18 protein-coding genes and 2 pseudogenes are annotated in these 19,394 nt (G+C 59.1%); 12 read left to right on the forward strand and 8 right to left on the reverse strand.

Translation table 11 applies throughout. The features are described from left to right. On the reverse strand, positions 1–399 hold the full coding sequence (locus tag JFT63_RS04640; protein ID WP_057702742.1) for a helix-turn-helix domain-containing protein: 399 nt from the start codon (positions 397–399) through the stop codon (positions 1–3). A 203-nt stretch (positions 400–602) separates the two neighbouring features. On the opposite strand from JFT63_RS04640, the gene JFT63_RS04635 reads away from it, so the two are divergent. From JFT63_RS04635 to JFT63_RS04615, 5 genes are all read left to right on the forward strand, one after another. Further along, positions 603–1,508, forward strand: coding sequence for a LysR family transcriptional regulator (locus JFT63_RS04635; RefSeq protein WP_057702743.1), 906 nt, complete (start codon positions 603–605; stop codon positions 1,506–1,508). Between the two features lie 218 nt (positions 1,509–1,726). Next, the gene (locus JFT63_RS04630) at positions 1,727–2,317 is read left to right on the forward strand and encodes an antibiotic biosynthesis monooxygenase (RefSeq protein ID WP_198706834.1); all 591 of its coding nucleotides are present in this window, start codon (positions 1,727–1,729) and stop codon (positions 2,315–2,317) included. Then, positions 2,314–4,152: an amidohydrolase gene (locus JFT63_RS04625; protein ID WP_057702745.1), complete on the forward strand. Its 1,839-nt coding sequence runs from the start codon at positions 2,314–2,316 to the stop codon at positions 4,150–4,152. The genes JFT63_RS04630 and JFT63_RS04625 overlap by 4 nt, the downstream gene beginning before the upstream one ends. A gap of 24 nt (positions 4,153–4,176) precedes the next feature. Next, complete coding sequence (gene ycaC / locus JFT63_RS04620; protein WP_005787666.1) at positions 4,177–4,794, forward strand: isochorismate family cysteine hydrolase YcaC; 618 nt, start codon at positions 4,177–4,179, stop codon at positions 4,792–4,794. A gap of 120 nt (positions 4,795–4,914) precedes the next feature. Beyond that, entirely contained in the window at positions 4,915–5,796 is an 882-nt protein-coding gene (locus tag JFT63_RS04615; RefSeq protein ID WP_057702746.1) for a LysR family transcriptional regulator, read from the forward strand. Here JFT63_RS04615 and JFT63_RS04610 read toward each other — a convergent pair. Continuing rightward, a pseudogene (locus tag JFT63_RS04610) lies at positions 5,783–5,872 on the reverse strand (helix-turn-helix domain-containing protein); the annotation flags it as partial. The gene JFT63_RS04615 and the pseudogene JFT63_RS04610 sit on opposite strands and share 14 nt — an antisense overlap. Positions 5,873–5,874: 2 nt before the next feature. Between JFT63_RS04610 and JFT63_RS30025 the strand changes: the two are divergent. Continuing rightward, positions 5,875–6,258 (forward strand): annotated as a pseudogene (locus tag JFT63_RS30025) (energy transducer TonB); the annotation flags it as partial. Here the strand turns inward: JFT63_RS30025 and JFT63_RS04600 are convergent. Beyond that, positions 6,143–6,997 carry an AraC family transcriptional regulator gene (locus JFT63_RS04600; protein WP_057702747.1) on the reverse strand — a complete coding sequence of 285 codons (855 nt, stop codon included), beginning with the start codon at positions 6,995–6,997 and terminating at the stop codon, positions 6,143–6,145. The pseudogene JFT63_RS30025 and the gene JFT63_RS04600 overlap by 116 nt on opposite strands. Before the next feature lie 109 nt (positions 6,998–7,106). On the opposite strand from JFT63_RS04600, the gene JFT63_RS04595 reads away from it, so the two are divergent. From JFT63_RS04595 to glsB, 3 genes are all read left to right on the forward strand, one after another. Continuing rightward, complete coding sequence (locus JFT63_RS04595; RefSeq protein ID WP_198843563.1) at positions 7,107–7,517, forward strand: hypothetical protein; 411 nt, start codon at positions 7,107–7,109, stop codon at positions 7,515–7,517. Positions 7,518–7,590: 73 nt separating this feature from the next. Continuing rightward, on the forward strand, positions 7,591–7,935 hold the full coding sequence (locus tag JFT63_RS04590) for a hypothetical protein (protein ID WP_057702749.1): 345 nt from the start codon (positions 7,591–7,593) through the stop codon (positions 7,933–7,935). Positions 7,936–7,990: 55 nt separating this feature from the next. After that, positions 7,991–8,899 (forward strand): glutaminase B, encoded by a 909-nt coding sequence (glsB, locus tag JFT63_RS04585; protein WP_057702750.1) that lies wholly within the window; start codon positions 7,991–7,993, stop codon positions 8,897–8,899. Between the two features lie 392 nt (positions 8,900–9,291). Here the strand turns inward: glsB and JFT63_RS04580 are convergent, their stop codons facing one another. From JFT63_RS04580 to JFT63_RS04565, 4 genes are all read right to left on the reverse strand, one after another. Continuing rightward, the gene (locus JFT63_RS04580; RefSeq protein WP_198843562.1) at positions 9,292–9,531 is read right to left on the reverse strand and encodes a DUF6124 family protein; all 240 of its coding nucleotides are present in this window, start codon (positions 9,529–9,531) and stop codon (positions 9,292–9,294) included. Between the two features lie 494 nt (positions 9,532–10,025). Further along, entirely contained in the window at positions 10,026–10,793 is a 768-nt protein-coding gene (gene mddA / locus JFT63_RS04575) for a methanethiol S-methyltransferase (protein WP_198843561.1), read from the reverse strand. A gap of 194 nt (positions 10,794–10,987) precedes the next feature. Next, a complete protein-coding gene (locus tag JFT63_RS04570) occupies positions 10,988–12,232 on the reverse strand; it encodes a saccharopine dehydrogenase family protein (protein WP_057702753.1) in 1,245 nt (414 codons plus the stop codon). Positions 12,233–12,260: 28 nt separating this feature from the next. Beyond that, positions 12,261–13,358, reverse strand: coding sequence for a carboxynorspermidine decarboxylase (locus JFT63_RS04565; RefSeq protein WP_198843560.1), 1,098 nt, complete (start codon positions 13,356–13,358; stop codon positions 12,261–12,263). A gap of 344 nt (positions 13,359–13,702) precedes the next feature. Between JFT63_RS04565 and metE the strand changes: the two genes are divergently transcribed. Continuing rightward, complete coding sequence (gene metE, locus JFT63_RS04560) at positions 13,703–15,991, forward strand: 5-methyltetrahydropteroyltriglutamate--homocysteine S-methyltransferase (RefSeq protein WP_057702754.1); 2,289 nt, start codon at positions 13,703–13,705, stop codon at positions 15,989–15,991. Between the two features lie 209 nt (positions 15,992–16,200). Here the strand turns inward: metE and JFT63_RS04555 are convergent, their stop codons facing one another. Beyond that, positions 16,201–17,355, reverse strand: a complete 1,155-nt coding sequence (locus tag JFT63_RS04555) for a DUF1624 domain-containing protein (RefSeq protein ID WP_198843559.1) — start codon at positions 17,353–17,355, stop codon at positions 16,201–16,203. 102 nt (positions 17,356–17,457) lie between these two features. On the opposite strand from JFT63_RS04555, the gene JFT63_RS04550 reads away from it, so the two are divergent. Both JFT63_RS04550 and JFT63_RS04545 read left to right on the forward strand, forming a co-directional pair. After that, a complete protein-coding gene (locus tag JFT63_RS04550) occupies positions 17,458–18,009 on the forward strand; it encodes a DUF924 family protein (RefSeq protein WP_198843558.1) in 552 nt (183 codons plus the stop codon). A 197-nt stretch (positions 18,010–18,206) separates the two neighbouring features. Continuing rightward, positions 18,207–19,379, forward strand: a complete 1,173-nt coding sequence (locus JFT63_RS04545) for an MFS transporter (protein ID WP_186560168.1) — start codon at positions 18,207–18,209, stop codon at positions 19,377–19,379. Positions 19,380–19,394: the final 15 nt, after the last annotated feature.

Raw genomic sequence — 19,394 nt, forward strand, 5'->3', positions numbered from 1 at the left:
CTAGGCGGCGATCACGTCAGGCTTGGAGCGCGAGTGGTGATTTCGCCAGGTCATCGGGTTCACGCCTTCGCTGCGCGTGAACATATGACAGAAGTGCGCCTGGTCGCAGAATCCGCATTCCAGGCTGATTTGCGTGAGGCTCAAGGATGAACCCGTGATCAATTCCTTGGCCCGCAGGATCCGCTGTTGACGGATCCATTCCTGGGGCGACACTCCGGTGCTGCATTTGAAGGCGCGGGAGAAATGGCTGCGCGACAAGGCGCAGGCCTGAGCCAGGTCGGCGATGGCCAGGCTTTCACCGAGGTTGGCGAGGATCAGTTGCTTGGCGATGCGCTCGCGCCGGGGGCACAGGCCTCCGGTGGCGGACAAACGAGGGGCATATTGCTCTAGTCGGGCCATGACAAATATCCGCAGTCGATGGGAGCGTTCCCGTGAATGGATGCAGTGTAGACGTGGCTCATCTTGTTGCTCGGCCGCCTGGCTGACGAGTTAATCGTTGTTAATTTCGCCAGGTGCGCTCGCATAAAAGACAGCACGGCTATGCAATCCCGGACATCGAGGTCATGCTTTGCTTACCCCCTGTAAATCGTCTGGATACCGCCATGAACCGCAACGACTTGCGCCGCGTCGACATGAACCTGCTGGTGATTTTCGAGGCCCTGATGTTCGAGAAAAACCTGACTCGAGTCGCCGAAAAGCTCTTTATGGGCCAGCCGGCGGTCAGTGCGGCGCTGGGCCGTCTGCGTGATTTGTTCGATGACCCGTTGCTGCTGCGCAACGGTCGCGGCATGGAACCCACGCCACGGGCGGTGGCCATACTCAAGGAGCTGCAACCGGCCATGGACACCATCTCGGGCGCCGTCAGTCGCGCCAAGGATTTCGACCCGTCCACCAGTTGCGCGGTGTTTCGTATCGGCCTGTCCGATGATGCCGAGTTTGGGCTGTTTCCAGCGTTGCTCAGCCAACTGCGCGAAGAGGCCCCGGGCATCATCGTGGTGGTGCGCCGGGCCAATTACCTGTTGATGTCGTCGCTGCTGGCCAGCGGTGAAATCTCGGTCGGGGTGAGCTACACCACCGAACTGCCGGCCAACGCCAAGCGCAAAAAACTACGGGATATTCCCTGCAAGGTACTGCGCGGCGATGACGGGCAGGCGCCGCTGAGCCTGGACGACTACTGCGCCAGGCCCCACGCAATGGTGTCATTTTCGGGTGACCTTAGCGGCAACATCGACCTGGACCTGGCGCGCATCGGCCGCTCGCGGCGGGTGGTGCTGGCGGTGCCGCAGTTCAGCGGCCTGCGCGCATTGCTGGCGGGTACGCAGATCATCGCCACCGTGCCGGATTATGCCGCCTGTGCGCTGACCGAGGGCACGCGTTTGCGCGCCGAAGACCCACCGTTCGCAATTGATGCGGCAGAGCTGTCGATGGTGTGGAGTGGGGTGCATGACAATGACCCGGCAGAGCGCTGGCTACGCGGGCGGATTGCCGAGCATATGGCGGCGAACTGACTGTCGGTGATCCCCTGTAGGAGCGAGCTTGCTCGCGAAAAACCCACAGGCGCTGCGTTCATTTAGAAAGCGCGCTTTTTCGTTGACGGTTTTAGCGAGCAAGCTCGCTCCTACAGTGGGTAAGGCCCCTCCCACAACAGCACATACATCCAATTCTGCGCTTCCAATTCCCACCAAACTCCTCCCATCGCTTAATTCTGCGGGGGAGTCACCCAATCATGGACCCAACATCTAAAACCAGCTCTGACGAAGTCGTCACGCTGGTCGTCAAGCACCGGGTCAAGCCCGGCCGTGAAGCCGAATATGAAGCCTGGCTACGGCGCATCGTGCGTATCGCCGGCGAGCGTCCCGGCCACTTGGGCGTCGATGTGGTACGCAGCCAGCAAAGCGGCACGGCCCTGTTCACTTGCGTATTGCGCTACAGCTCCACCGATGCCCTGGAGCTGTGGCTTGACTCTCCACAACGCCAGGCCCTGATCGACGAAGCCGCGCCGATGCTGGCTGACGGCGACCAGACTGAAATCGGCGGCGCCAATGAGTTCTGGTTCGCGCCCCAGGCCGATGGCGCCGCCAAGCCGCCGCGCTGGAAGCAGGCGGTGGTCAGCCTGTTTGTGATCCTGCCGCAAACCTTGCTGTTGCCCTTTATCTGGGGGCCGATCCTGCGGTTGCATCCATTTTTGTCCAACTACGTGGTCTCGACCTTCCTGGTCACCCTCACCATTGTGCTGTTGGTGGTGTACCTGCTGATGCCAGCGGCCACCCGCCTGTTCGCTCCCTGGCTTGAAGCCTCTGTAAAGGAAACCCTATGAACGCCGATCTGATTTTGTTCAATGGCCAGTTCCACACTGTGGACCGGGAAAACCCACGCGCCACCGCCGTCGCCATCCACGACGGGCGCTTCGTCGCTGTGGGCACTGACGGCGAGGCCATGGCCCTGCGCGGCAGCGGCACCCAGGTGATCGACCTCAAGGGCCGCACCGTCATCCCCGGCCTCAACGACTCGCACCTGCACCTGATCCGTGGCGGGCTGAACTACAACCTCGAACTGCGCTGGGAAGGCGTGCCGTCCCTGGCCGACGCCTTGCGTATGCTCAAGGACCAGGCAGATCGCACGCCCACGCCGCAATGGGTGCGCGTGGTCGGCGGCTGGAACGAATTCCAGTTTGCCGAAAAACGTATGCCGACTCTGGAAGAACTCAACCAGGCCGCGCCGGATACCCCGGTGTTCGTGCTGCACCTGTACGACCGCGCCTTGCTCAACCGTGCAGCGCTGCGTGTGGCCGGCTACACCAAAGACACGCCGAACCCACCGGGCGGCGAGATCGTGCGTGACAGCAACGGCAACCCCACCGGTATGCTGGTGGCGCGGCCCAACGCGATGATTCTGTATTCGACCCTGGCCAAAGGCCCGAAGCTGCCGCTGGAATACCAGGTCAACTCCACCCGCCAATTCATGCGCGAACTCAATCGCCTGGGGCTGACCAGCGCTATCGATGCCGGCGGCGGTTTCCAGAACTACCCGGACGATTACGCGGTGATCGAGCAACTGGCCAAGGACCAGCAGCTGACGGTGCGCATCGCCTACAACCTGTTCACCCAAAAGCCCAAGGAAGAACTCAGCGACTTCAAGAACTGGACCGGCAGTGTCACCCTGCATCAGGGCGACGACTACCTGCGCCACAACGGTGCCGGGGAAATGCTGGTGTTCTCGGCAGCCGACTTTGAAGACTTCCTCGAACCACGTCCGGACCTGCCGCTGACCATGGAGCAGGAGCTGGAGCCGGTGGTGCGCCACCTGGTGGAACAGCGCTGGCCGTTCCGCCTGCACGCCACTTACGACGAATCCATCTCGCGTATGCTCGACGTGTTCGAGAAGGTCAACCGTGACATTCCGTTCAATGGCCTGCCGTGGTTCTTCGACCACGCCGAAACCATTACCCCGAAAAACATCGAACGGGTACGCGCCCTTGGCGGCGGCATCGCGATTCAGGATCGCATGGCGTTCCAGGGGGAGTACTTTGTCGAGCGCTACGGCGCCAAAGCCGCCGAAGCCACGCCGCCGATCAAACGCATGCTTGCCGAAGGCGTGCCGGTAGGGGCGGGCACCGATGCCACGCGGGTTTCCAGCTATAACCCCTGGACCTCGTTGTACTGGATGGTCAGCGGCCGCACGGTCGGCGGCCTGGAGCTGCACGCCGAGGGCTTGCCGCGCCTTACCGCGCTGGAATTGTTTACCCACGGCAGCGCCTGGTTCTCGTCCGAGCAGGGCAAGAAAGGCCAAATCAAGGTCGGCCAGTTGGCTGATGTTGCAGCGCTGTCGGCGGACTTTTTCAGTGTCGATGAAGAAGCGATCAAGTGGATCGAGTCGGTACTCACCGTGGTCGGCGGCAAGGTCGTCTACGGCGCCGGCGACTTCGAAGATTACGCACCGCCGCGCGTGCCGGTGCTGCCGGACTGGTCGCCGGTGGTCAAGGTGCCGGGGCACTGGCGCCCGACTTCGCCGATGCAGGCGCAGGTGCATCAATGCAGCGGCCCCTGTGGCGTACACGCCCACAGCCATGAAAAAGCCCGTCTTTCCAGCGTGCCGGTCAGCGACTTCCAGGGTTTCTGGGGTGCGTTCGGCTGCTCGTGCTTCGCCTTTTAATCAGCAAATCGAAGGAGTTAACCCATGACTTACAAGCGCTTGAACAAAGATGACGCCGTTGTCCTGCTGGTCGATCACCAAACCGGGCTGATCTCGCTGGTGCAGGATTTTTCCCCCAACGAATTCAAGAACAACGTGCTGGCCCTGGCCGACGTAGCCAAGTTCTTCAACCTGCCGACCATCCTGACCACCAGCTTCGAAAGTGGCCCCAACGGCCCATTGGTGCCCGAACTCAAGGCACTGTTCCCGGACGCGCCTTACATCGCTCGCCCTGGCCAGATCAACGCCTGGGACAACGAAGAGTTCGTCAAGGCCGTCAAGGCCACCGGCCGTAAGCAGATCATCATTGCCGGTGTGGTGACGGATGTGTGCGTTGCCTTCCCAACCCTGTGCGCCCTGGCCGAAGGCTTCGAAGTGTTTGTGGTCACTGATGCCTCCGGCACCTTCAACGAAACCGTGCAACAAGCCGCCTGGGCACGCATGACCGCCGCCGGTGCGCAACTGGTGAACTGGTTCTCGGTAGCCTGCGAGCTGCAAGTGGATTGGCGCAACGACATGGAAGGCCTGGCCAACCTGCTGTCGCCACGCATCCCCAACTACCGCAACCTGATGAACAGCTACTCGGCGTTTACTGCCAAGTAACCGGTTCTCGAAATTTGTCGGTAATCCCTTGTGGGAGGGGGCAAGCCCCCTCCCACATTTGATTTGTGGTGCTGCGACCAACCGGTTATAAAACAGCCCATCGTCCACCGAGTAGCGACAATGAACCCCTTCGAAGACATGCGCCTGTTCTGTCAGGTCATGGAGTCCGGCAGTTTCACCGCCGCCGCCGAGCAACTGGGCCTGTCCAAGCAGTTTGTCAGCCGCCGCCTGATCCAGCTGGAAGAACGGCTGGGCGTGCGCCTGCTCAACCGCTCCACGCGGCGCCTGGATGTTACGCCGCTGGGCCAGAGTTACTACGAATCCGCCTTGCGCCTGCTCAGTGATGTCGAGCAGGTAGAGCAGGGCATTGCCGGCCAGAACAGCGAACCGCGCGGCACAATCCGCCTCAGTGCGCCGCTTTCGTTTGCCATGGCGCATCTGGGTTGTCTGTTGCCGCTGTTCCTGCAGCGCTATCCCGACGTGTCGGTGGAGGTTGATCTCAGTGACCGCCCGGTAGACCTGATCGGCGAAGGCTACGATTTGGTGCTGCGCATCGGCACCCTGGAAGATTCCACCCTGATCGCCCGCCGCATCGCCAGCATCCCGCGGGTGTATTGCGCCAGCCCCGATTACCTGGCCCTGCGTGGCACGCCGCAAAAACCTGACGATCTTGCCGACCACGACTGCCTGCCCTACGGGCACGGGCGCCAGGTGCAATGGCGCTTCAAGGGTAAGCTGCAAGCACTCAATGTGAGCGGACGTATGCGGGTCAATAACGGCGATTTGCTGCGCGACACCGCCATCGCCGGCCTGGGCATCACTTACCTGCCGACCTTTATTGTCGGGGATGCCTTGAAGGACGGTCGCCTGGTTAGCCTGTTGGACGAATTCGCCCCGCAAGCCCTGACATTGTCGGCCGTATATCCCCAGCACCGGCAGAGCTCACGGCCAGTGCAGGCGCTGGTGGAGTTCCTGCGCGAACGCTTGGCTAGCGGCTGCTGAACAGCTGACGAATCAGAGTGGGCGTGCTGCCGGTCCAACGTTTGAAAGAGCGCCGAAAGTTCGCCGCGTCGTTGAAGCCTGAATCAGGAACGTGCGGCCTCTGAAAAAGCCCGAGCTGCCGTGCCTGCGCCCACCGAGGTTTTCGACAGCCGCCAGTACCAACCCTTGAGCAAGGCCGCGCCGGACTACCCCGAGCGCGCCTTGGACAAGAACCTCGAAGGCGACTGCTCAGTGGAATACACCGTCAACACCCAAGGCCGCGTGGAAAACCCCAAAGTACTGGACGGTTGTCACCCGTTGTTTATCCGGCCCTCGCCGCCGATGAGGGCGTTTCAGCAACATGCATTCAAGCGATCCCCTCGCGCATCGCAATACCCGGTTGTGCTCCCTGGCTGGGCGAACTCATGCGCTGCGCCAGATAACGCGCTGGCGGTTGGCCCGTGGCCTTGCGGAACATGGTGATAAACCCGCTGGCGTTTTCATAGCCCAGGTCCAGGGCCACGGTTTGTACGCTCTCGCCGTTGGCCAGGCGCTGCAACGACAGGATCACATGCAGCTGCCGGCGCCAGCGACCGAAACTCAAACCGATCTCTTCCAGCAGCAGGCGAGTCATGCTGCGTTCGCTCATGCCGATGCGCGTGGCCCACTCGCCCAAAGTGGACTTGTCGCCGGGGTTGGCGAGCAAGCTGTTGGCCAGTCGCGTCAAACGTGGGTCCTGGGGCATCGGTAAATGCAGGGCTTCGATGGGGGCCTGGGCCAATTCATCGAGCAATGTCGCCACCAGCCGGCCCTGGGCGCCGTCTTCATCGTAGAGCTGCGGGAAACCCACAGCCTTGCCGATCAATGCGTGCAGCAAGGGCGACACCGCCAGCGTGCAACATTGTCGGGGCAGGGCACTGGCGGCGTCGGGATCGATCAACAGGCAATACACATCCGCTTCCCCGGCGCCCCTTGCTGCGTGGGATACCCCGCCGGGAATCCATAAGGCGCATTGCGGCGGCACGATCCAGATACCGGCCTCGATCACACAATGCACCACGCCGCGCAAGGTGTAGATCAATTGCCCATGCTGATGATGGTGCGGGGTGTGCTCCCAGCGTTCGCAGGTACTTGAGGCACCTACGGCCACCACCGGGCGCGGGATCGCCGCGGCGTCGCGCACGCTGCTGGGGTCGTACTGGTCGAGGCGATGATGGACCATGCGGATGATTGCTCTGGCTGGATTGCGAAATATTCTGGCTATTTTGTGCAATGCCGTCCAGCGCGCAGGCTTTTATGATGAGAATAAATCTCATCCAAGGAGCTTTGCCATGCGACTCGACAGTTCAACTTTCCCCGTGGTGAAAATCGTGTTTGACGCCCCCAATGAGGGCGGGGCGCAAGATGCCTTCCTGATCTTCGAACGGCTGCTGGCGCGCAAACAACCTTTTGTGCTGCTGCACGAAAAAGCCGTGGATGAAAACAACCATGCCCACTCCCATGAGGAGCGCAGGCACGCTTCGATCTGGATGAAGAAAAACAAAGCGGCCTTGCGTGCGTACGTCAAAGGCATGATCCAGGTCGAACCCAGTGCGGCCAAGCGCCTGGCCCTCAAGCCATTTGCCGTGACGTTCGGCAAGGCCTGGGGGTACCCGCTGCTGGTGGTGGAGTCCAGCGACCGTGCCTGGGCACTGGCTGAGGATGTGCTGGATGAGCGGGTGTCGGATGCCGCGCATTTCTAAGCCGCGCCCTGGCTCGACAGCGCCTGTAAATGAACTACCTTGAGTGACGAGCCTTCCCACTCGGTACTCAAGTATGCGCAGCTTATGGACGCGGTATCTGGCGTTGCTGGAAAACGACCTGAGCACCCAGATTTTCGACAACGTGAAAAACCTGTTGGTGTGTGCGCTGTTGTTTGCGGCGGGCACCGATACGTTAATGGGGCGGCGTGAGTTATTTATCGGGGTGTTCGCCTCTAACATCGCCGGTTGGGGGCTGATTATTCTGTCGACGTTGTTGATGTTGTTGAATGTCAGCGACGGCATTCGCCGACTGGCCAAGCTGCCTTATCACCTGGCGCTGCAAGTGTTATTGATCCTGGTGTATGTGGTGATTGCCGAGCGGGTGGTAGAGATTGTGTGGGGCTTCCGCGCTCATTAACGTATCCTCCGCGCCTCGCTTATCACTGATTTAAACAATGATGACAGGACAAGATATGCAGGCGCTGCTGGAGTCGATTCTCGACGAAGTGCGCCCCCTGATCGGCCTCGGCAAAGTGGCTGACTATATTCCTGCGCTGGCCGACGTGCCGGCCAACCAACTCGGGATCGCGGTCTACGGCAACGACGGCACGGCCTACAGCGCCGGTGATGCCGACACGCTGTTCTCGGTGCAGAGCATCTCCAAGGTTTTCAGCCTGGTACAGGCCATCGACCATGGTGGCGAAAGTATCTGGGAGCGCCTGGGCCATGAGCCCTCAGGGCAACCATTCAACTCCATGGTGCAACTGGAATTCGAACGCGGCCGCCCGCGCAATCCGTTTATCAATGCCGGCGCCCTGGTGATCTGCGACATTAACCAATCGCGCTTCGCCGTGCCGATTTTGTCGATGCGCGATTTCGTACGGCGCCTGTCGGGCAACCCGCAAATCCTGGTCAACAGCGTGGTCGCCGAATCCGAAGCCCAGCACGGTGCGCGCAATGCGGCCATGGCCTATCTGATGAAATCTTTCGGCAACTTCCATAACGACGTGCATGCAGTGCTGCACAGCTACTTCAACTACTGCGCGTTGCAGATGAGCTGCCTGGACCTGGCACGAGCCTTCAGCTTCCTGGCCAACGAAGGCGTGAGCGCCCACAGTGGCGAGCAAATCTTGACGGCGCGGCAGACCAAACAGGTGAACTCGATCATGGCCACCAGCGGGCTGTATGACGAGGCGGGCAATTTTGCCTACCGCGTGGGCTTGCCCGGCAAGAGCGGGGTAGGTGGCGGGATCGTCGCGGTGGTGCCGGGGCAGTTCACGGTGTGCGTGTGGTCGCCGGAGTTGAACGCAGCGGGGAATTCGTTGGCGGGGATGAAGGCGTTGGAGTTGTTGAGTGAGCGGATTGGGTGGTCGGTGTTTTAGAGGCGCGGTGGGACGCTAAGCAACAGGCACTATAAAACACAATGTGGGAGGGGCTTGCTCCCGATAGCGGTGTCACTCAGCTTACCTGTCACTGATTCACCGCCATCGGGGGCAAGCCCCCTCCCACATTTGCATCTTCAGTGCTTTGGAGGGTGGGGGTATGACCTGGCTTTACGTGGCGGGGCAGGCTTCATTCAGGACTTGCGAGCGACAACCTGAAACAGTTGTGGGAAACGCCCCAGAACCCGAGCCAGCATCCACACTGTAGGAGCGAGCTTGCTCGCGAAAAACTCACAGGCTCTGCGCTTATCCAGGTTAACCGCGTCCTCCTTGGCGATCTTCGCGAGCAAGCTCGCTCCTACAGTAGGTAAGGGCGCGGCACGATCATCAGGTCAAGTGGCTGGGTGGGTGTCATCCAGTGCCTTGTCTACGAGCAACTGCACACCTTCGAGCATGCGGCAGATGCCCAGTGCTACGTTGCGTTGGGTACCGTCGATTTCAAAGGCTAGATGAGTAGCGATGTCACTGATGGAGGCTAGATCCTGGGAGGCGTTGATCAGCAGGGTTTCGATGCCCAGGCCGGGGCGCACAGTAAAGAGCGTTTCTGGGGGATTTGGGGTGTCTTTAATCATGGTAAAACTCCGTCGACAAGTGGAGCCGCCAGCGTTCGCGGTCAAGCGAAGAGGGTGGCAGCTGTACGCGGGTTGACCGACCGGTTGTCAACGAACCCGGCATACCCGAAGGTATCCCGCGCACAACTGCCGCGACACAATACCTCAGGCACAAAAAAAACGCCTGAAGAGGTGCAGGGCGTAGCAGTTCGTTAACAAGGTCGGACGGTCAAATCCGGCCGCTGAATTGGCAGCGACGGTCCAGAGGTTAGTCAGCGAAATTCCGAGCGACAACCTGAAACAGTTGTGGGAAATATCCTGACGCCGCAAATCCTCTGTGGGAGCTGGCTTGCCTGCGATAGCGGTTTTTCAGTGCCGGATATGCTGGCTGACACAGCGCCAACGATCACTGTAGGAGCGAGCTTGCTCGCGAAAAACGCCCAGGCCCTGCGGTCATCCAGGTTGCCCGCGTCATCGTTGGCGATCTTCGCGAGCAAGCTCGCTCCTACCGGAGGTTAACGGTGTCGTTTTCTGAGTCGCGGCATGATCATGCCCACGTCACGCTGGTACCGTCGATACCGCTCACCAAACAGTCGCACCAGGTCCCTTTCTTCGAAACGGGCGCCCATGAACAGATAAACCGACATCCCCAGCGCGAACAACAGATGGCCTGCCGTCATATGCGGCGTTGCCCAGAACGCGATCAAAAAACCCAGGTACATCGGGTGACGCACGAGGTGGTAGAACAGCGGTGTTTTGAATATCGCCGCCTTCTGCGGGGTGTTTCGCCAATGATCAATGGCCTGTTTTAATCCGAACAGTTCGAAGTGGCTGATCAGGAAGGTTGCCAGCAGTACGATGACCCAACCCAGGCAGAACAAGCCTGACAACAGTGCCTTGGCCCAAGCCGCTTCAATCTCCCAGACGGTGTATGGAATGGGTCGCCACAACCAGAACATCACCCCAAGCACCAGGCTGCTGAGCAGCACATAGGTGGAGCGTTCAGCCACTGGGGCAATGAGCGCGGCCATTGCGTTCTTGACGCTTCTACGCGCCATGAGGCTGTGCTGGATGCCAAACATAATCACCAATAGCCCGTTGATCAGCGCTGCAAGCGGCCAGTCGACAGCTGGCCCATCGTTGATGGTCTTGGGCACCAGCACGCCACCTGTGAAGCCTATGAGGTATAAAAACGTGGTCAGGAAAATCAGGTAGCAGGCGATGCTGTAGAGCAGCCACGCCAGATACACTGTCAGGTTGTTGGTTTGTTTTGACGGGTTCATGGACGATTCCTTTCGCGCATGGTGAAGGGGTAAGCGAGTCAGGCTAGTGGTTTTCGCACGGCCCGTAACCTGTGGAAATTGACAGTTGCTTAGACGGATTGGCGATGAAATTTCCCGGGTTTGAACGGTGTGCTTGCCTAAACAAAAAATGCGCCCCTGGGGGCGCATTCTTTTGTCAGTCAGCAATCACCTGTTCAGGCAATCGCATCCCAAGCCCGATCACCGTTCTCGTCCTTGATTCGAGTCGGCAACCCCATCACATCCAGCGCTTTGAGGAACGGCTCAGCCGGCAGTTCCTCAACGTTGGCCATGTGCTTCACATCCCACTCGCCACGTGCAACCAGCAGTGCTGCGGCCACCGGTGGTACGCCTGCGGTGTAGGAGATGCCCTGGCTGTCGGTCTCGGCAAAGGCTTCTTCATGACAGGCCACGTTGTAGATGAACATCTCGCGTGGCTGGCCGCCTTTGGTGCCTTTGACCAGGTCGCCGATGCAGGTCTTGCCGGTGTAGCCCGGGGCAAGCGATGACGGGTCGGGCAGCACGGCCTTGACCACTTTCAACGGTACCACTTCCAGGCCTTCGGCGGTCTTGACCGGTTTTTCCGAGAGCAGGCCGAGGTTTTTCAGCACAGTGAATACGTTGATGTAGTGCTCGCCAAAGCTCATCCAGAACCGCACGTTGGGCACGTCGAGGTTTTTCGACAGCGAGTGCACTTCATCGTGGCCGGTAAGGTAGAGGTTTTGCGAACCGACTACCGGCAGGTCGTCGGTGCGTTTGACTTCGAACATGGTGTTGCTGGTCCACTGGCTGTTCTGCCAGCTCCACACCTGCCCGGTGAACTCGCGGAAGTTGATTTCCGGATCGAAATTGGTGGCGAAGTATTTGCCATGGGAGCCGGCATTGACGTCGAGAATGTCGATCGAATCAATGCGGTCGAAATGCTGTTGCTGCGCCAGCGCGGCATACGCGTTGACGACACCCGGGTCGAAGCCCACGCCAAGGATGGCGGTGATGTTCTTCTGTTTGCATTCTTCCAGGTGGTTCCATTCGTAGTTGCCGTACCACGGCGGGGTCTCGCAGACCTTGCCCGGCTCTTCGTGGATGGCGGTGTCGAGGTAGGCAACGCCCGTGTCGATGCAGGCACGCAGCACCGACATGTTGAGGAACGCGGAACCTACGTTGATAACGATCTGCGACTCGGTCTCGCGGATCAGGGCCTTGGTCGCTTCCACGTCCAGGGCGTTCAGCGCAAAGGCCTGGATTTCGGCGGGAACCTTGAGGCTACCCTTGGCCTTGACGCTGTCGATGATGGCCTGGCATTTGGAGATGTTGCGCGACGCGATAGCAATACGACCGAGTTCGTCGTTGTGCTGCGCGCACTTGTGGGCCACCACCTTGGCGACACCTCCTGCACCAATGATAAGAACGTTCTTTTTCAATTGCTTTATTTCTCCTGTATCCGCCAGCTTAGGAAAGGCTGGACAGGTAGTCGTCGTAACCAAATTCACGAACCACCTCGACTGTACCGTCGAGTTGTTTCACTACGATGGACGGCATTTTCAGGCCGTTGAACCAGTTTTTCTTGACCATGGTGTAGCCTGCGGTGTCGATGAACGACAGCCGATCGCCGATGGCCAGCGGACGATCAAATTGATACTCGCCGAAGATGTCCCCGGCCAGGCAGGATTTGCCGCACACCATGTAGGTGTGTTCACCCTCGCTCGGCGCCAGCTTGGCGTTGAGGCGATAGATCAGCAGGTCCAGCAAGTGGGCTTCGATGGAGCTGTCTACCACGGCGAGGTTTTTGCCGTTGTAGAGGGTGTCGAGCACGGTGACTTCCAGGGAGGCGCTGTTAGTGATCGCCGCTTCGCCGGGTTCCAGATACACCTGCACGCCGTACATCTCGGAAAATGCCTTCAAGCGCGCGCAGAACGCGTCCAGCGCATAGCCTTCACCGGTGAAATGGATGCCGCCGCCGAGGCTGACCCACTTGACCTTGTGCAGCAGCTCACCGAAGCGTTCCTCGATGGTGCCGAGCATCTTGTCGAACAGGCTGAAGTCACCGTTCTCGCAGTTATTGTGGAACATGAAACCGGAGATCTGATCGATCACGCCATCGATCTTCACCGGGTCCCACTCGCCCAGACGGCTGAACGGGCGCGCCGGGTCGGCCAGCAGGTAGTCGGAGCTGCTCACCTGTGGGTTCACGCGCAGGCCACGGGTCTTGCCTTCGCTGCGCTCGGCAAAGCGCTGCAGCTGGCTGATGGAGTTGAAGATGATCTTGTCGCAGTTCTCCAGCATCTCTTCGATTTCATCATCGGCCCAGGCCACGCTGTAGGCGTGCGCCTCACCTTCGAACTTCTGGCGGCCCAGCTTCAACTCGTACAGCGACGACGAGGTGGTGCCGTCCATGTATTGCTGCATCAAGTCGAACACCGACCAGGTGGCAAAGCACTTGAGCGCCAGCAGAGCCTTGGCGCCGGACTGCTCGCGCACGTAGGCAATCTTCTGCATGTTGACCAGAAGCTTCTGTTTATCGATGAGGTAATACGGCGTTTTGATCATTTTTGAGAGCCTGCGGCGGTGCCTGCCAAAAAAGGACACGCATTGTGCCCGCACTTGGGGCAGATCGAAAGGTTAGCCGGCGGATTTTGCGCGCCACGTTAAGCATAGGGCGTAAGTATGACCGTTCATAAGAATCATGCCGCCTCCTGTGGGAGCGCTCGAGCCTAAGCGAGGCCGCGATGACGGCCGTCCTGGCACCCCACACATCAACAATAGCGCCGCGAATGTCATGCTTACCTGAACATGAGTAAATCTTGTGATGATCTAGAACAGAATGAGTTTGTCTCAAGACACCCCTCTGCCGACAATGACCGCCATCAATCACACCATCGGAGTTGTAAGTCATGGCAGTCGCTCATTCCCTCGGGTTTCCACGCATTGGACGCGATCGTGAACTGAAAAAAGCGCAGGAAGCGTTCTGGAAGGGCGAGCTCGACGAAGCCGGCCTGCGCGCCGTTGGCCGTGATTTGCGCAAGACTCACTGGGCGCTGCAACAACAAGCCGGCATCGAGCTGCTACCCGTCGGTGATTTCGCCTGGTACGACCAGGTGCTGACCCATTCGTTGATGTTCGGCGTGATCCCCGAGCGATTCCGCCCGGCCGATGGCCACGCCACGTTGCACACGTTGTTCGCCATGGCTCGCGGCGTCAGTGACAGCTGCTGCGCCGGTGCTCACGCCCAGGAGATGACCAAGTGGTTCGATACCAACTATCACTATCTGGTGCCGGAGTTCAGCGCTGACCAGCAGTTCCACCTGGGCTGGGATCAACTGTTCGAAGAGGTCAAGGAAGCCCGTGACCTGGGCCACACCGTCAAGCCTGTCGTCATTGGCCCTCTGACGTACCTGTGGCTGGGCAAGGCCAAGGGCGACGCTTTTGACAAGCTTGATCTGCTTGAGCGTTTGTTGCCGCTGTACGGCCAGATCTTCCAACGCCTGGCGGATCTGGGCGTGGAGTGGGTGCAGATTGATGAGCCGATCCTGGTGCTCGATTTGCCGCAGGACTGGAAGAACGCGTTTGAGCGTGCCTATAACCTGATCCAGCGTGACCCGCTGAAAAAACTCGTGGCTACCTACTTCGGTGGCCTGGAAGAAAACCTCGGCCTGGCGGCCAACTTGCCGGTTGATGGTTTGCATATCGACCTGGTGCGTGCACCGGACCAGTACCCGACCATCCTTGATCGCCTGCCGGCTTATAAGGTGTTGTCCCTGGGCGTGGTCAATGGCCGCAACGTGTGGCGTTGCGACCTGGAAAAGGCCCTGGCCACTTTGCAGCATGCCCATGAAAAGCTGGGCGATCGCCTGTGGGTTGCGCCGTCCTGCTCGCTACTGCACAGCCCGGTAGACCTCGCCCGTGAAGACAAGCTGGATGCCGAATTGAAAAGCTGGCTGGCCTTTGCCGTGCAAAAGTGCGAAGAAGTGGCGTTGCTGGCCCGGGCTGTCGACGAGCCCGAGGCGCCCGGCGTACTGGCCGCCCTGGCTGAAAGCCGTGCCGTACAGGCTGCTCGTGAGGCATCGACGCGGATCCACAAGCCTGCCGTACAGGCTCGCGTCGCCGCCATCACCGAGCAGGACAGCCAACGCCAGTCGCCGTTTGCCCAGCGTATCGAGAAGCAGCGCGCCGGCCTGAACCTGCCGCTGTTCCCGACCACTACCATTGGTTCCTTCCCGCAAACCGCGTCGATCCGCCTGGCACGTCAATCGTACAAGGCCGGCAAGTTGAGCGAAGCCGAATACGTCGAAGCCATGCACAGCGAAATCAAGCACGCTGTCCAAGTGCAGGAAAACCTTGGCCTGGACGTGCTGGTGCACGGTGAAGCCGAGCGTAACGACATGGTCGAGTACTTCGCCGAGCAACTGGATGGCTACGCGTTCACCCGTTTCGGCTGGGTGCAGAGTTATGGTTCCCGTTGCGTGAAACCGGCGGTGATCGTCGGTGACCTGAGCCGCCCGAAAGCCATGACCGTGGAATGGATCCGCTATGCCCAGGGGCTGACCGACAAGGTGTTGAAGGGCATGTTGACCGGCCCGGTAACCATGCTGATGTGGTCGTTCCCACGGGAAGATGTGAGCCGCCAAGTGCAGGCTCGGCAACTGGCCCTGGCGATTCGTGACGAAGTGGTGGACCTGGAAGCCGCCGGCATCAGGATCGTGCAGATCGACGAAGCCGCGTTCCGCGAAGGTTTGCCGTTACGCCAGGCACAGTGGCAACACTACCTCGACTGGGCCACCGAAGCGTTTCGCCTTTGCGCCGGCGGCGTGCGAGACGAAACCCAGATCCACACTCATATGTGCTACAGCGAGTTCAACGATGTGATCGAGTCCATCGCGGCGATGGATGCCGACGTGATCACCATCGAAACTTCGCGTTCGGACATGGAGTTGCTTGATGCCTTTGAGGCCTTTGACTACCCGAACGACATCGGCCCCGGCGTGTATGACATCCACTCGCCACGGGTGCCCGATGTATCGCAGATGGCTAACTTGCTGCGCAAGGCTGCCAAGCGGATTCCGGCAGAGCGTTTGTGGGTCAACCCCGATTGCGGCTTGAAGACCCGCGGTTGGCCGGAGACGGAGGCGGCGCTCATTCACATGGTCACCGCCGCCCGCCAACTACGCGCTGAATTGGCCTGATATTGTCTGCAAGTGTGGGAGGAGGCTTGCCCTAAATGCCAGTCAGTTAAGGTTTTTGTAGGAGCGAGCTTGCTCGCGAAAAACTCATAGGCGCCGCGTTCATTCAGGATGCCGGCGTCATCGTTGACGACCTTCGCGAGCAAGCTCGCTCCTACAGAGGGCGATGTACGCTTAACTGACTGGCATTAGGGCTTGCCTCCCAGCCCCGGTCAGAGGTACTTGAGCCAGGCGATATCGCGCCGGCGCGCTTTGAGCCCCGCAAACCAACGTACCGGCGGGTACAACACCAGCGGCAGCACCAACGCCGTCAGCCACACCGCACCCATGCTGTCGAAGCCGAAGTAATTGCCGTGGTTGAGCCCAAACCACCCCACACAGGCGACATACAGCACCTTCAACACATACAGATGCAGCAGATAAAAGAACATCGGCGCCGCACCAAACACCGCCAGCACGCCTATCCAGCGCTTAGACCCGGCGCGTTCGAACGCCAGCAACAGCAACAATCCAACCCCCAACGTCAACGCCAGGAACAACAGCGACGGCGGGTATTTGGTGATGTTGAAGAAGCTCATCAGGGTCTGCACGCCATTGTCATACGCATACCAAGGCTGCTCGCCGTAGCCGTTGACTGCCCGCAGCAGCACGAAGCCCATTAATGCCGCCACACCCGCGATCAGCAGATGACGCTGACGCACAGCTGGCAGTGCGGTAGTGGCAAACCATGGCCCCAGTCCATAGCCCAGGGCGATCACACCGATCCATGGCAGCACTGGATAAGTCACGCGCAGACGCAGGTTTTCCGACACCTGGATCCAACTGCGCTCATGCAGGATTGACCAGCCAGTCTGCAACGCCGACCCGGGGGCAAAGTGCACCCCGTCGAGCAGGTTATGCCCGACGATGATCACCAGCGCCAAGGTGATCAGCAGCGGGCGCGGCAACCACACCAGCGCTGCGAGGGCGATCATGCTCACGCCGATGGCCCAGATCACCTGCATATAGATCACGCTGGGCGGCAACTGGAAGGTCCAGGCGAAATTGACCAGGGTGAATTCCAGCACCACCAGGAACAGTCCGCGCTTGAACAAAAAGGCCGACACATCGCGTCGTCCCTGATATTTCTGGCCGTAAAGCCATGCCGACAATCCGGTGAGTAACACAAATACCGGCGCACACAGATGGGCCAGGGTGCGGCTGGCAAACAGCGCAGGCTCAATGCTGTCGATGCTCATCGGGTCGCTGACCTGACGGTGCAGCAGGAAGGTTTCACGCACATGGTCGAGAAGCATGAACAGGATCACCAGGCCGCGCAGGGCATCGATGGATTGCAGGCGTTGACGGAGGGGAACAGCGTCGGTCATGGGCAAGGATCACAGGCAAGACGAGAAATTAGCGTTATCCTATAACATTAAACTGCGCATTGCCGCGCTGGATCTTATCTGCGAACTGATGGGGAGGTACCCATGACACACACCACCACACAACCGGCCGAGGCCGTGATTGAGTTCTGGACACAGGCCGGTCCCAAGCGCTGGTTCGCCAAGGACGAAGGCTTCGATACGGCCTTTCGCGACACCTTCCACACTACCCATATGCAAGCAGCGCGGCGCGAGCTCGACGGTTGGCTGGCCACGGCCGATGGCGCACTGGCGTTATTGATTTTGCTCGACCAATACCCACGCAACGCTTTTCGCGGCACGGCGCACATGTTCGCCACCGACCCGCTGGCGCGTTTTTATGCGCAGCAGATGGTGGAGGCCGGGCTGGATCAACAGATCGATCCGCAGTTACGCGCGTTTTGTTATTTGCCGTTTGAACATTCCGAAGACCCGCAAGACCAGCAGCGCTCGTTAGCGCTTAACCAGCAGTTGGATGCCAACACCTACCACTGGGCCAAGGAACATGCCGATATTATCCAGCGGTTTGGGCGGTTTCCCCATCGCAATGCGGTGTTGGGCAGGGCTACGACAGCAGCGGAGCAGGTTTTTTTGGATGAGGGAGGGTTTGCGGGGTAGGGCGGAGCAAGAGTGTTTGCTTAATCACCTTTCACTGATTCAACATCACGATGCATCGGTTAGTTTGGGGGAGACCTGTGATTACTTGAAGAATTTGCCTACAAATTTTTAGGTTGAATCCTATACTTTGCTTGCTTGTAAAGTTCTTCTGCGTGCTCAAACATCATTATCAGGATAACTAACCTGAGGCGCAGGACGTGCAGCCGAATGTGCGGATACTGATTTTAGCTTGCAGCACCACCGTGATGGCCCAGCTGGGCGTGACACTTTATCTTCCCGCCACGCCTTACATCATTTATGCGCTCGGTATGAGTGAGGCTGAAGGCTACAACGCCTTATTGATGTATTTGAGCGGTGCCGCGTTTCCATTGATTTTTGCCGATCACCTTATTCGGTTATTTGGTCGTTCAGCAGTTCTTTTGGGGTTTTGCTGCATCTTCTTTAGCGGGAGTTTTTTATCCGTGTGGGCTTGTGATGATAAAAGCTTTTATCTTTCCAGGCTGATGCAAGGCTTTGGTGGCGGTGGGGCGGCGTTGCTGGGGCGCGCATTGTTATCGGAGGTTTTCTCGGGGGGTCACTTGGCGAGAAATTTATCCCTTTTATCCTATTCATTTGTTTTTGCGCTGGCGGCAGGACAAGTCGCAAGCGGTTTATTGGTTTCTTTTTTTCGCTGGGAGGTGGTGGCAGTGGTCATGGCTTGCGGCTCAGTCATCACCGCTATACTGATGCTGCCCGTAAGAGAGACTCTGTCTGCTTTGGATATTGCTAGTCAGCAGCGAGTCGGACCTCCAAGGTATGCAGCCATGGTCAGTCATCCCAGCTTTTATTTGCCGGTCATACTAGGCGGATGTGGTTATGGGGTGTTTGTTGTGTACCAAGGTGTAGGTGTTTACGTCTTCGACGCGCTATTAGAGTGGAATGGCGCGCAGTACGGTATGTTTGGCGTATGGCTGGGGGGTGCCTATTGGCTCGGGGCGCTATCCGTAAGGTGTGCACTTAGGTCGGTTAGCCTTTCTGCACTTTCAATGATGGCCAGCGGTGTGCTGCTTTTTGCGGTGTCTGTATTTTTATTAACAACCCTAAAGCACTTGGATCGCCACTTTATGTTCTTTGCATATCTAGCAGTCTGGTATGCCCAGGCAATGATTTATCCCTGCGTCGCGTCCATGGCGGTAAAAAAATACCCTGGTATTGAGGCAATGATGTTGTTTAGTTTCTTGCAACAGTTAGTCGCTCTGTTATTCGCAACATTAGCATCACTGCTCATTGCCGTTGGAATGCATGGCGTGGCGTTACTAACCCTTGGTTTAGGCGTCTTGGGAGCGCTGGTGACAGTTTTACTGGCAAACAACAGGAGCAGCCAGACATAGGGTGGCTTTTGTATT

This window comes from Pseudomonas sp. MF7453, assembly GCF_016405455.1.
Lineage (GTDB): Bacteria > Pseudomonadota > Gammaproteobacteria > Pseudomonadales > Pseudomonadaceae > Aquipseudomonas > Aquipseudomonas paralactis.